This window comes from Pseudomonas sp. FSO-7, from assembly GCF_059579345.1.
This window is the reverse complement of record NZ_CM184193.1, coordinates 878,619-890,055: the sequence shown is the minus strand read 5'-3', so window position 1 is coordinate 890,055 and position 11,437 is coordinate 878,619. Positions and strand designations below refer to the sequence as shown.

Below are 11,437 nucleotides of genomic sequence, written 5' to 3'. Positions count from 1 at the left end.
GGCAATTCGTCTTGACTGGGCGTTTTGACGCGAGCCTCGCCTGCCCGAGCGATCTATAGATCTGATAAAAGGTTCACACGTTAATCGCATTGGTAAACACCAACCGATTCCCGAACGGATCACTGATCGCCATGTCCTGGCTACCCCAGGGCATGGCCTGGATCTGTGGGTGGGCGTAGCGGTATTGCTTGGCGAGCAATTGCTGCTGGAAGGCTTCCAGCTCATCGGTTTCGATCCGCAACGCCGAGCCCGGTGTGCAATCGCCATGGTGTTCGGACAGGTGCAACACGCAGTCGCCGCGGGAGACTTGCAGGTACAGCGGGAAATCGTCACCGAAGCGATGTTGCCAGTCGACGGTAAAGCCCAGGAAGTCGACGTAGAACGCCAACGCCTTGGCTTCATCGAAGATCCGCAGGATCGGGGTGGTTTTACCGAAGCTCATGGGTTGCTCCCTGGCTGAAAAGACCCAGTGTAGATGGGTTGACTCCAATGCTTCGGCTTTAAACCCGGCTTCTTTAGTGTCGCAGTGCCATTATTGTGACGCCAATTAACCCATATCAGCCGCAAACGCGCCATCAAACGCTATTCGATGGACTGAATCCCTGGCGCAGATCGCCCTCGCGCGCCAGGAACCGCCCTTCCCGGCGCCCGTTTGCCTGCCCTTCGCGATAGCTCAAGACACCATTGACCCACACGCCATCAATCCCTTCGGCAGCCCGTTGAGGTTCGTTGAAATCGGCCACGTCGCGGATGGTGTGTGGATTGAACAACACCAGGTCCGCCCAATGGCCTTCACGGATCTCCCCCCGTTGCTTGAGGCCGAAGCGCGCTGCGGAAAGGCCGGTCATTTTGTGTACGGCGGTGTGCAACGGAAAAAGCCCGACGTCACGACTGAAATGTCCCAGTACCCGTGGGAAAGCGCCCCACAAGCGTGGATGGGGAAACGGGTCTTCGGGCAAGCCGTCGGAGCCGACCATGGACAACGGATGGGCGAGGATCCGTCGTACGTCGCCCTCATCCATGCCGTAGTACACCGCGCCAGCCGGCTGCAGGCGTTGCGCCGCTTCCAACAGCGACACCTCCCATTCACGGGCGATGTCAGTCAGGTCGCGTCCGCCCATCGACGGGTGCGTTGTCGACCAGGTGATGGTGATGCGATGGGCATCGGTCACTTGCTTGAGATCCAGGGTCGAGGAGCTGGCCGCGTAGGGATAGCAATCACAGCCGACCGGATGGGTCTGTGCCGCGTTCTCCAACGCCGCGAGCACCTGCGGGCTTCGTCCCCAGTTACCGGCACCCGCACATTTGAGGTGGGAAATGATCACCGGGCTTCGTGCGTGTCGGCCGATCTGGAACGCCTCGTCCATGGCCTCGAGCACCGGCTCGAATTCGCTGCGCAGGTGAGTGGTGTAGACGGCGCCGAATGCGCTCAACTCCTCGGTCAGTTGCATGACTTCGTCGGTGGATGCCGAAAACGCGTTGGCGTAGGCCAGGCCGGTGGACAAACCCAGCGCACCGGCCTCCAGGCTTTCGCGCAATTGCCGGCGCATGGCAGCGATTTCTCCCACCGAGGCGCTGCGCAACAAATCGTCCATGTGATTGCTGCGCAACGCCGTGTGCCCGACCAGTGCGGCCACGTTGACCGAAGGCAGAGCCGCTTCTACCGCCCCGCGATAATCGGCAAAGCGTGGGTAGACGAACGCCTGGGCCGTGCCGAGCAGGTTCATCGGGTCCGGCGGATCGCCCCGCAGGCTCACCGGCGCAGCGCTGATGCCGCAGTTGCCGACAATCACGGTGGTCACACCCTGGCTGAGCTTGGGCAGCATCTGCGGTTGGCGAATGACCACCGTGTCGTCGTGGGTGTGCACATCGATGAAGCCTGGCGCCAGCACACGGCCGACGGCGTCGATGTTTTCCACGGCCTGGGCATCGCCCAGCTCGCCGATGCGTTCGATGCGGCCGGCGCGAATGGCGACGTCGGCGTGGTAGCCAGGGGTGTCGCGGCCATCGATGACCAGCGCATTGCGGATAAGCGTGTCGTACAGCATGTCAGTCTCCCAGCGGCAAGTGATCGTCGCCGCCGCGGTAATCGTCCAGGGCGAGTTTGACCCGCCGCAGGCACTCTTGATTGTCTTCGGGATGGGCCAGCGCCAGCTCGGTGGCGAGCACATCGATGGCCAACAGCATGCCGTAGCGCGCCGCCGTGGGTTTGTAGATGAACGAGGTTTCGGCGCCTTGCAGGGGTAGCACGCAGTCGGCCAGTTGGGCCAGTGGCGAGTCGGCGCGAGTGATAGCCAGGATCGCCGCACCGTAGCTGCGGGCCAATTCAACGGCGCTCAACAGCTCCGGTGTGATACCGGTCAGTGAACAGGCGATGACCAGATGCTGGTCGCTCAGCGAAGTGGCGGTGATGCGCATCATCACCGGGTCGCGGCAGGCGGCGATCGGGTAGCCGAAACGCACCAGCCGAACTTGCAATTCCTCGCCGCACAGCGCCGACCAGCCACCGAGGCCGAAGGCATGGATCATCCGCGCCTTGCCGATCATCCGCACGGCATCGCCGAACCGCGACTCTTCGAACGCTGAAAGATGCTGGCGCAGCGTCGCCTCGATATCGCCGACGATCTGTCCGTAAAACGCCGATTGCTCCGGCGCGCCGGCCGGGTCGAGGAAACGGCTGCCGACACCGCTGGCCTGGGCCAGTTGCAGGCGCAAGTCCCGCAGGTCGCGACAGCCGACGGTACGGGCGAAGCGCGACAGCGTAGCGCTGCTGACTTCCGCCCGCTGGGCCAGTTCATCGAGGCTGGCGGAGGCGGCAAAGCCCACGTCTTCGAGCATCAGCCGGGCGATTCTTCCTTCGCCGGCGCTGAAGGAATCCTGGCGGGAGCGGATCTGGTAGAGGATGTCCATGACGACTCCTGTTGGGGTGCGTTGCGCTCAAAGCAAGCGCGAAAGCCCGAGGGTCAAGGCGAACGCGACCACGGAAATCAGCGTTTCGAGCACGGTCCAGGTCTTGAAGGTTTGCGTGACGGTCATATTGAAGTATTCCTTGATCAGCCAGAAGCCGCCGTCGTTGACGTGGGAAAAGATAACCGACCCGGCGCCGGTCGCCAGCACCAGCAATTCGGGGTGGGGATAACCCAGGCCAATCGCCACGGGCGCGACGATGCCCGAGGCCGTGGTCATCGCCACCGTGGCCGACCCCGTGGCAACGCGCATCAGTGCCGCGAACAGCCAGCCCATGACCAGCGGCGACAATTGGAATTCCTGGGCCAGACCGACGATCTGTTGCGTGACCCCAGCGTCCACCAGGATCCGGTTCAAACCGCCACCGGCCCCGACCAGCAAGGTGATGCTGGCGGTCGGTGCCAGGCATTCGTTGGTGAACTTGAGGATCGCTTCACGGTTGAAACCCTGGGCCAGGCCGAGGGTCCAGAAGCTGAGGATGGTCGCCAGCAGCAAGGCGATCACCGAGTTGCCGATGAACAACAGGAACTGGTTGAAACCGCTGCCCGGCGTGGAGATCAGGTTGGCCCAGCCGCCGATCAGCATCAGGATCACCGGCAGCAGAATGGTCCCCAGGGTCACGCCGAAACCCGGTAGGTTGGCGCGCAGCTCACGGTCGAGGAATTGTCGCTCCAGCGGGTTCTCGGCCGGTAGCTGGATGCGTGGCACGATGAATTTAGAGTACAGCGGGCCGGCGATGATCGCGGTGGGAATGCCAATCAGGATCGCGTACAGCAAGGTCTGCCCCACCGAGGCCTGGAACGCCTGCACCGCCAGCATCGCCGCCGGATGCGGCGGCACCAGCGCATGGACCACCGAAAGCCCGGCGACCATTGGCAGCCCCACCATCAGGATCGACACGCCCACACGCCGGGCGATAGTGAAGGCAATGGGCACCAGCAGCACGAAGCCGACTTCGAAGAACAATGGCAACCCCACCAGAAAGGCAATGCATACCATCGCCCAGTGGGCGTTGCGCTCGCCAAAGCGCTCGATCAGCGTCTGCGCCATCCGCTCCGCCCCGCCGGACTCGGCCATCATCTTGCCGAGCATCGTGCCCAAGGCCACCACCAGCGCAATGTGGCCCAGCGTCTTGCCGACACCCGCCTCGTACGCCCCGACCACGCCCGAGGGCGGCATCCCGGCCAGCAGCGCCAGGCCAATGGAGACCAGGGTAATCACGATGAATGGATTGAGCCGATAACGGGCGATCAGAACGATCAGCGCAATGATGGCGATGGCCGCGTAGACCAGTAGCCAATAACCGAAAGCAGGTGCCATGCGTTACTCCTCGAATGGGGTCACGTCGATGTGTTGTGAAACTCATAAATCATTTCAACGACGAATCTTCAAACCCACTGAAAGTAATTTTCGCGCACAGATAAAATCTGTCGCTGACGGACATCGCGAAGCAGCGGCTATGAAAATTCACCCCCGGACTTTCATCCCGCAATTGACCTCCTGTGGCGAGGGGATTTATCCCCGATGGGCTGCGAAGCAGCCCCAAACCAGACAACTCGGTGTCCAGTAAGATTGAGCCAATGCCTTAGGGCCGCTGCGCAGCCCAACGGGCATAAATCCCCTCGCCACAATGGCTGGCCGCGCAGCCCCCAATTCCGTACCATCGCCCCCTGTTTTTTTGCACCACGCCCCGGCAGCCAATGTTCAACCGGCGCCCAGTCAGGTAAATCATGAAATCAGCACGTCTTCGCGCCGACACCCTCGCCGGCCTCACCACCTCTTTCGCCTTGCTCCCCGAGTGCATCGCCTTCGCCCTGGTGGCCCACCTCAATCCGCTGATGGGGCTGTACGGTGCGTTCATCCTCTGCACGCTGACCGCGTTGTTCGGCGGTCGGCCCGGAATGGTGTCAGGCGCGGCGGGGTCGATGGCCGTGGTGATCGTCGCGCTGGTGGTGCAGCACGGTGTGCAGTACCTGTTGGCGACCGTGCTGCTGGGCGGGCTGATCATGATGGCGTTCGGGTTGTTGCGGCTGGGCAAGCTGGTGCGCATGGTGCCGCACCCGGTGATGCTCGGCTTCGTCAACGGCCTGGCGATCGTCATTGCCCTGGCCCAGTTGGAACACTTCAAGAATGGCGAGGCCTGGCTGAGTGGCCCGCCGCTGTACCTGATGGCCGGCCTGGTGGCGCTGACCATGGCTATCGTCTACCTGCTGCCGCGCCTGACCCGCAGCGTGCCGCCGGCATTGGTGGCCATCCTCGGTGTGGGCCTGGCGGTCGAGCTGCTCGGCCTGCCGACCCGAACGCTGGGCGACATGGCCCACATCGCCGGTGGCTTGCCGACCTTTTCCCTGCCGGACATTCCCTGGAACCTGGAGACCCTGCAGATCGTCGCACCCTATGCGGTGATCATGGCGATGGTCGGTTTGCTGGAAACCTTGCTGACCCTGAACCTGACCGATGAAATCACCGAGAGCCGCGGTTATCCGGACCGTGAATGCGTGGCGTTGGGCGCGGCCAACATGGCGTCCGGACTGCTGGGTGGCATGGGCGGTTGCGCCATGATCGGCCAGACGATGATCAACCTCAGCTCGGGCGGGCGCGGACGGTTATCGGGCGTCGTGGCTGGGGTGATGGTGTTGCTGTTCGTGTTGTTCCTGTCGCCGCTGATCGAGCGCATCCCGCTGGCGGCGCTGGTGGGCGTGATGTTCGTGGTGTCCCAGCAGACCTTCGCCTGGGCCTCGTTGCGGGTGGTCAACAAAGTGCCGGCGAACGATGTGCTGGTCATCATCGCGGTGACGGTCATCACGGTGTTTACCGACCTGGCTGTCGCCGTGCTCTGCGGGATCATCATTGCGGCGCTCAACTTCGCCTGGCAACAGGCCCGGGAGCTGTACGCCGACACCCACGAGGAGGCCGACGGCAGCAAGCTTTATCGCCTGCACGGCACGCTGTTCTTCGCCTCGTCGACGCCGTTCCTCAACCAGTTCGACCCGGCCAACGACCCGGCCCTGGTGACCCTCGACTGCCGTCACTTGCGCTTCGTCGACTACTCGGCCGTCGCCGCGCTCAAGACCCTGCGCGAGCGCTACAGCAAGGCCGGCAAGCACCTGCGGGTGTTTCACCTGTCCGAGCGTTGCAAACAAATGCTCAAGCGCGCGGGCGTGCAGCACGACTGAAGCAACACCAAACAAAAACCTGTGGGAGCGAGCTTGCTCGCGATGGCGGTGGGTCAGCCAACTTCACTACTGACTGACCCGGCGCCATCGCGAGCAAGCTCGCTCCCACAGGTCCTATGTCTTACTGAGCTTTGATGGTGCTCACACCATTTCGTTAAGAATCCACTCCACCACCGACGTCCGCTTCGGCGTCCATCCCAGCAGCTCACGGGCGTTCGTGCCTCGCACACGGCTGTTGGAGCCCAGGCCATAGTTGGCCATTTCGTACCCCCATTCGGCCTCGGCTTCGGCCAGTGGCCAATCTTGCGGCTCACCCAGTTTCAGCGCGCGGGCCATGGCCGTGGTCATGTCGATGAACGAAGCCTCGCCGCTTTCAACGAAATAGAACGTGCCGGGTACGTTGCGGGTCAGGGCCAATTTGTACAGCTCGACCACGTCTTCGATGTGCACGTTGGACCAGATGTTCTGCCCCGGCCCCACATGCCGCACCACCCCGCTCTTGCGCGCCTGCTTGAGCAGACGTGGCAACTGCACACTGTCACGCTTGCCCCCCAGGCTGTGGCCGTAGATCAAGGTGTTGCAGATCACCGCCGAGTTCACGCCTTGCCGGGCGGCATCCAGAACCCGATTGTCGATGGCGACACGGGCCGCTTTGTCGGCAGTGGGTGGCGGCAGATGGCCTTCCTGGTAGATGACATCGCTGTGACGACCACCGGAAGCATCGCCGACGATGCTCGAACCGCTGGTGTGCAGCAGCACTTTGTTCGAGCCTTTGAGGCCTTCGATCAAGGCTTCGACCGCACCACGATGATCGCTGCTGGCGGCGTTGATCACGGCGTCGGCGGCACGGGCCTGTTCGGTCAGCAACGCGCTGTCTTCGAGGGTGCCAATGACCGGCTCGATGCCCAGCGCAGTGAGTTCGCTCGCCTGTTCGGCACTGCGCACCAGACCGCGAATCTGATGCCCGGCACGTGCCAGGCCGGTGGCGATGGAACCGCCGATAAAACCGGCAGCGCCGGTGATGAATACGTTCATGGACAAACTCCTTGGCCAGATCAGTGATGGGACGAGTATCGCGGTCGCTTTCCTGACGAAACAGACCTCATTGCCCAAATCACTCTTGCCTTGAAGTCACGAATCAGCCCTTGAAGTCCCGCGAGGCGTAGTCGGCGAGCTTGCCCTGGATGAAGTCCAGGAAGCACTGGATCCGCAGGGCCAGTTGCGAGTTGCGGTAGTACACCGCGTTGATCGGCTGGCGGTATCCGCTGTTGGCATCGGCCAGCAACACCTTCAGTCGACCGGTATGGATGTCGTCGCGGGTCATGAAGTCTGACAGGCAGGCAATGCCCTGCCCTTGCAGCGCCAAGTGACGCACTGTCTCGCCGCTGGACGCGCTGATGGCGGGCTGGATCGGCCAGCGGTCGCCATGTTGGTGGCGCAGCGGCCACTGGTTGAGGCCCTCGTTCTGGGCAAATCCCAGCAGCGCATGCTCCGCCAGCTCGGCGACGCTTGCGGGTGTGCCGCGCCGCTTCAAATAGGCCGGGCTGGCGAGGATGTGCAACGGGCTGCAGCCCAGGGCGCGGGCGTGGAGTGTCGAGTCGGTGAGGGTGCCGATACGGATGGCGATGTCGGTGCTTTGCTCCAGCAGATCGATGATCAGGTCGTTGCTGTTGAGTTCGAGCTGGATGTCCGGGTAAAGCCGGCGGAACTCTTCGATGTGCGGGACGATGGCGTGCAGCATGAACGGCGAGGCCGCGTTGATCCGCAAGCGTCCTGCGGGATTTTTCTGGCGGGACGACAGGCGCTCTTCCAGTTCGTCCATCTGGTCGAGGATGCCTTTGGCCTGTTCGAAAAAATACTTGCCCTCCTCGGTCAGGTCCATGCGCCGCGTGGTGCGGTTGATCAGCGTGGTGTCGAGCTTGGCCTCCAGCCGCGACAACGTGCGGCTGACCGCCGATGGCGTCTGCCCGACCTGCTCGGCGGCGGCGGAGATGGATCCGCATTCGATCACGCAGACGAAAATCTGCAACTCGTCGGATCTGGCTTTCACAGACATCCTCTCGTGGAATGCACACCCAATGTGATGAAGATGCCTTTGTGGCGAGGGAGCTTGCTCCCGCTGGGCAGCGTAGCAGCCCCTCAAAAAAGGCGGCCGCTGCGCGCCCGAGCGGGAGCAAGCTCCCTCGCCACAGCAAGCTCCCTCGCCACAAAAGCGCGCTCGCCTTGGGTGCAGGATTGCTTTCGGGTAAGTCCCGATAGTAGCCGGATTACCGCGAAAGGCCGAACACCTCGATCAAATGCCGCTCATACCGCGCCACATCTTCTTCGATATTCGGGCGCTTCATCACGTCCACGCACAGGAAGGTCGGCAGGCCGCTCATGCCGAGGAACTGATTGGCCTTGTGAAACGGGAAGTACACCGCGTCCACGCCCTTGGCTTCGAAGAAGTCGGTCGGGTCGTCAAAGGCTTGCTGCGGGGCGTTCCAGGTCAGGGACAACATGTACTGCTTGCCCTGGATCAGGCCGCCGCTGCCGTACTTCTGCGAGGCATCGGAACGGGTCCGACCGTCGCTGGCATAGAGGCTGCCATGGCCTTCGGTGAAGACTTCGTCGATGTATTTCTTCACGGTCCAAGGCGCGCCCATCCACCAGCCTGGCATCTGGTAAATGATCACGTCGGCCCAGAGGAACTTGGCGACTTCCTCCTGGATGTCGTAACCGCCATCGATGAAGGTGGTTTTCACATCAAAGCCGCCACGGTCCAACACGCTGAGCGCCGTGTCGTGGAGGGTGGCGTTGTAGCGACCGTCGGAGTGGGCGAATTGTTTGCCGCCGTTGAGCAACAGGACTTTTTTCATGGGAAGCCTCATCGGGTTCCACAGCGTGGGCCGTTGGCTGGCCGCTGCATGGGAAGGTTGAAAATGATGACGGCAGAGTACCGACGAGCCTCGCGTGGAATAAGCACCGTAACGGCAAAAATGATTTGACCAAAACGCACGAATCGACACTCGATTATTGCCGTAAGCTCCGACGCCTCTTTATTTCAGGAGCCACCTCGATGAGCGAACTGCACGGTTTCATCCTACATGCCAAGACCCGCCCGGAAAAAGCCGAGGCCTTCGAAGCGCTGTTCCGCGCCTACGTCGAGCCAAGCCGTGCCGAGCCCGGTTGCATCGAATATCACATGCTGCGGGACCAGCAGGATCCAACGCTGTTTATCTTTTATGAGATCTGGGCCTCCCAGGCGCACCTGGACGTGCACTCGAACCTGCCGCACATGCGGCAATTCTTCGAGCAACGCATGGACTATTTGGAGCGCGACTTCGACATCCGCCGCATCGACATGCTCAGCCCGTCCTCGGCTAGCCGCTGATCAGCAGATGGCCGCCGAGCACGCCGAGGCCGATGAAAAATGCCCGTTTGAACAACACGGCGCTGATCCGCTGGCGCAACCATTGCCCCAGCCACATCCCCAGCAGCGCCGGTGCCAGCGCCAGCAACGAAGCGCTCAATTCGCCCCCGCCCAGCTCGCCGCGCCATAACAGGCCGGCGGCCAGGGCCAGGGTAGAAACGGTGAATGACAGGCCCAGGGCCTGCACCAGTTCGTCCTTGCTCAAGCCCAGCGCTTGCAGATACGGCACCGCCGGGATGACGAACACACCCGTGGCGGACGTGATGAGGCCGGTCAACAGCCCACAAAGCGGAGCGATCCATGGCTCTGCATCGGCCCCGACCCGCAACGTTGGCAGCAATAGCCCGCTCAACGCATACAGCAACAACGCCCCACCCAACGCCCGCACCACCCAGGCCCCGCCCGTCATGCCGAGCCACAGCGTACCGAGCCCGGTGCCAATGAATATCGCCAGCAGCAGCGGCCACAAACGCCCGATCAGGGCTTGCAGATGACCGCCAAACGCCAGTTGCCAGAGATTGGTCAGGGTCGCCGGAATAATGAGCAGCGCCGCAGCCTGCGCCGGCGCCATAGCCAACCCGAGCAAACCCATGGAAATGGTCGGCAGGCCGAGGCCAATCACGCCCTTGATGGTGCCGGCCAGCAAGAAGGTGCCGATGACCAATAGGGACAGGACCAGGCCGAGGTTTTGATAGAAAGCGATGAGTGTGTTCATGGGGGTATCGTGCGCCCCGGGGCTTGGCTTGAAAATCTGCCATATACTGAGGGTGCCTCTCTTGTAGCAAGAGGCTAATAATTTTGTTGGTTCTACCGCCGCCTTCGCGAGCAAGCCCGCTCCCACATTTGAAATGCAATCCCCCTGTGGGAGCGGGCTTGCTCGCGAAGGCGCCAGATCAGCCACCACAGAACCCGGCACAGGATCACATCGCCCATGCACTTCGACCTCACCGACCTGCGCCTCTACCTGACCATCCTCGACACCGGCAACATCACCGCCGGTGCGGCCCGCAGCCATTTGTCCCTGGCCGCGGCCAGTGCGCGAGTCCGGGCCATGGAAGCCTCCCTGGGCATCGACCTGCTTGAGCGTGGACGGCGTGGCGTCACCCCAACGCCGCCTGGCAGGGCCCTGGCCGAGCACGCCCGGACCCTGTTGCAACAGGCCGAACGCCTGCAACAGGACCTGGCCGAATACGCCAAGGGCGTCAAAGGCCGGGTGCGATTGTTGTGCAACACCAGCGCCATGACCGAGTACCTGCCCGAACTGCTGGCCGGTTTCCTCAAGGCCCATCCCAACCTCGACATCGACCTGCAGGAATTACCCAGCTCACGGATCACCCATGCGCTACGCCAGGGCGCCGCAGACCTGGGGATCGTTTCCGACGCGGTGGACACCAACGGCCTTCAGGCCTGGCCGTTTCGCGACGATCCGCTGGTATTGATCCTACCGACCGGACATCCCCTGGCTGACGGTCGAACCGTGCGTTTCAGCGAGACCCTCAGCCACGACTACGTCGGTCTGAACGCTTCCAGCGCGCTGGCGATTCACCTGGAAGAACAGGCCCTGCACATCGGCTCGCGCATGCAAATCCGCATTCGCGCCGAGGGTTTTGACGGGATGATTCGCATGGTGGCCCATGGCGCAGGCATCGCCATCGTGCCGAAAGCGGCCATCGACCGGCGCCCACCCGAGCCTTCGTATCACTGCGTCCCGCTGCAAGAGGCCTGGACCCACCGGGCGCTACTGCTGTGCGCCCGCAACTTCGACGGTTTGCCGGCCTACGCCAGGGCCCTGGCTCGGCATCTGGCCGACTGATGCGCGCTTCTGGATAGCTCGGTGTCGACCACAGACATCTAGCCGCCCATGCCACGGGTTAGGGTGCCT

11 protein-coding genes are annotated in these 11,437 nt (G+C 62.7%); 3 read left to right on the top strand and 8 right to left on the bottom strand.

Features of this window, described 5'->3' with window-relative positions; genetic code table 11:
- Positions 1-73: 73 nt before the first annotated feature.
- The 4 genes from AC515T_RS03785 to AC515T_RS03770 form a co-directional block, all read right to left on the bottom strand.
- On the bottom strand, positions 74-442 hold the full coding sequence (locus tag AC515T_RS03785) for a glyoxalase superfamily protein (protein WP_003197565.1): 369 nt from the start codon (positions 440-442) through the stop codon (positions 74-76).
- Positions 443-575: 133 nt separating this feature from the next.
- Positions 576-2,048: an N-acyl-D-amino-acid deacylase family protein gene (locus tag AC515T_RS03780; RefSeq protein WP_496531492.1), complete on the bottom strand. Its 1,473-nt coding sequence runs from the start codon at positions 2,046-2,048 to the stop codon at positions 576-578.
- A gap of 1 nt (position 2,049) precedes the next feature.
- The gene (locus AC515T_RS03775; RefSeq protein ID WP_496531491.1) at positions 2,050-2,910 is read right to left on the bottom strand and encodes a MurR/RpiR family transcriptional regulator; all 861 of its coding nucleotides are present in this window, start codon (positions 2,908-2,910) and stop codon (positions 2,050-2,052) included.
- 27 nt (positions 2,911-2,937) lie between these two features.
- A complete protein-coding gene (locus AC515T_RS03770; RefSeq protein ID WP_496531490.1) occupies positions 2,938-4,287 on the bottom strand; it encodes a GntT/GntP/DsdX family permease in 1,350 nt (449 codons plus the stop codon).
- Positions 4,288-4,697: 410 nt separating this feature from the next.
- Here AC515T_RS03770 and AC515T_RS03765 point away from each other — a divergent pair, with 410 nt between their 5' ends.
- Positions 4,698-6,143 (top strand): SulP family inorganic anion transporter, encoded by a 1,446-nt coding sequence (locus tag AC515T_RS03765; protein WP_496531489.1) that lies wholly within the window; start codon positions 4,698-4,700, stop codon positions 6,141-6,143.
- Positions 6,144-6,284: 141 nt separating this feature from the next.
- On the opposite strand, the gene AC515T_RS03760 is transcribed toward AC515T_RS03765, so the two are convergent.
- The 3 genes from AC515T_RS03760 to mdaB all read right to left on the bottom strand — a co-directional run bounded on the left by AC515T_RS03760 (position 6,285) and on the right by mdaB (position 9,001).
- Positions 6,285-7,178, bottom strand: a complete 894-nt coding sequence (locus AC515T_RS03760) for an NAD-dependent epimerase/dehydratase family protein (RefSeq protein ID WP_496531488.1) — start codon at positions 7,176-7,178, stop codon at positions 6,285-6,287.
- Positions 7,179-7,281: 103 nt separating this feature from the next.
- Complete coding sequence (locus tag AC515T_RS03755; protein ID WP_496531487.1) at positions 7,282-8,193, bottom strand: LysR substrate-binding domain-containing protein; 912 nt, start codon at positions 8,191-8,193, stop codon at positions 7,282-7,284.
- 217 nt (positions 8,194-8,410) lie between these two features.
- Positions 8,411-9,001: an NADPH:quinone oxidoreductase MdaB gene (gene mdaB / locus AC515T_RS03750; RefSeq protein ID WP_496531486.1), complete on the bottom strand. Its 591-nt coding sequence runs from the start codon at positions 8,999-9,001 to the stop codon at positions 8,411-8,413.
- A gap of 200 nt (positions 9,002-9,201) precedes the next feature.
- On the opposite strand from mdaB, the gene AC515T_RS03745 reads away from it, so the two are divergent.
- The gene (locus AC515T_RS03745; RefSeq protein WP_496531485.1) at positions 9,202-9,516 is read left to right on the top strand and encodes a putative quinol monooxygenase; all 315 of its coding nucleotides are present in this window, start codon (positions 9,202-9,204) and stop codon (positions 9,514-9,516) included.
- On the opposite strand, the gene AC515T_RS03740 is transcribed toward AC515T_RS03745, so the two are convergent.
- Positions 9,506-10,270, bottom strand: a complete 765-nt coding sequence (locus AC515T_RS03740) for a sulfite exporter TauE/SafE family protein (RefSeq protein WP_496531484.1) — start codon at positions 10,268-10,270, stop codon at positions 9,506-9,508. The genes AC515T_RS03745 and AC515T_RS03740 overlap by 11 nt on opposite strands.
- Positions 10,271-10,486: 216 nt before the next feature.
- On the opposite strand from AC515T_RS03740, the gene AC515T_RS03735 reads away from it, so the two are divergent.
- Complete coding sequence (locus AC515T_RS03735; protein WP_496531483.1) at positions 10,487-11,368, top strand: LysR family transcriptional regulator; 882 nt, start codon at positions 10,487-10,489, stop codon at positions 11,366-11,368.
- Positions 11,369-11,437 lie beyond the last annotated feature (69 nt).